General features: G+C 63.2%; 1 protein-coding gene. It reads left to right on the top strand.

Annotation, left to right across the window (positions count from 1 at the left end):
- Positions 1-1,231 (top strand): IS1182 family transposase (locus tag AC1Q5O_RS27220; RefSeq protein WP_492567200.1); only part of this gene is annotated, 1,231 nt, incomplete at its 5' end.
- Positions 1,232-1,335 lie beyond the last annotated feature (104 nt).

The raw sequence follows: 1,335 nt of genomic DNA on the forward strand, positions 1-1,335 counted from the left end.
CTACGGCTATCTGAACCGGATCCCGTCGAGCCGCCGGCTGGAGCGTGAAGCGGGACGCAATGTAGAGCTGATGTGGCTGACGGGACGCTTGGTGCCAGACCACAAAACCATCGCCGATTTCCGTCGCGACAACGGCCCCGGCATCCGCCACACCTGCGCCCGGTTCGTAGAACTCTGTCGGCGCATCGGTGTGCTGAAGGGTGCGTGCGTTGCCATCGACGGTAGCAAGTTCCGCGCGGTGAACGCCCGCGACCGCAACTTCACCAAGGGCAAGATCGCCAGCCGCATCGCCCATCTGGAGGCAGACGTCGAACGCTACATCAATGAGATGGTCCGCGTTGATCGGCAGGAGGAAGGCGAGGGTCGGGCCGAAAAGGTCGCGCACCTGGCCAAACGCTACGGGCGCGTCCGCCAGCACATCCAGCATCTGCAAGCCATGGATCGGGCCTTGGCCGATGCGCCGGACGGCCAGATCTCCCTGACCGATCCCGACGCCCGCGCCATGGCGACCAGCGCCCGCAACAGCGGCATGGTCGGCTACAATGTTCAGACCGCCGTCGATGCCGAGACGCATCTGATCGTCGCGCACGATGTCACCAACCAAGGCCATGACCGCGACCTGCTGGTGCCAATGGCGCAGGCGGCAAAAGAGGTGCTTCACCGCGACGAGATGCATGTGCTGGCTGACAAGGGCTACTTCAGCGGGCGGCAGATCCTGACCTGCCACGAGGCGGGCATCATCACCACAATTCCGCGCCCCGAGACGTCGGGCAACCGGGCCAAGGGCCTGTATGTTAAAGCCGACTTCGCCTACGAGGCCAATGCGGATGTGTATCGCTGCCCTGCCGGTGAGACGCTGACCTACCGCTATACGACCGAGGAAGACGGGCTTGAACTGCGCCGCTACTGGACCGGCGAATGCAGCAACTGTCCGGTAAAATTCCACTGCACGACCGGCAAGGAACGCCGGATCACGCGGTGGGCGCATGAGCATCTGATCGAAGCGGCGCGCACCCGGCTGACCAGCCCTTCAGAACCGATGACAGTCCGCCGCAGCACCGTCGAGCACCCGTTCGGCACCATAAAGGCTTGGATGGGCACAACCCATTTCCTGACGCGTCGGCTGAGGAACGTGAAGACGGAAATCGCGCTGAACGTCCTCGCCTACAACATCAAGCGGATGGTGGCGCTGATTGGCATCCAAGGGCTGATGGCCGCGATGAAGGCATGAAAACGGCTGGCCGAACCGCTTTCGCCCAAAATCTACCGCCCCGGAGAAATGCCCCCTTCAAAGGCACCATGCGCCATCACGCCCGAGAGTTTCCGCACAGCCTA

The organism is Phyllobacterium sp. MT110 (assembly GCF_058792715.1).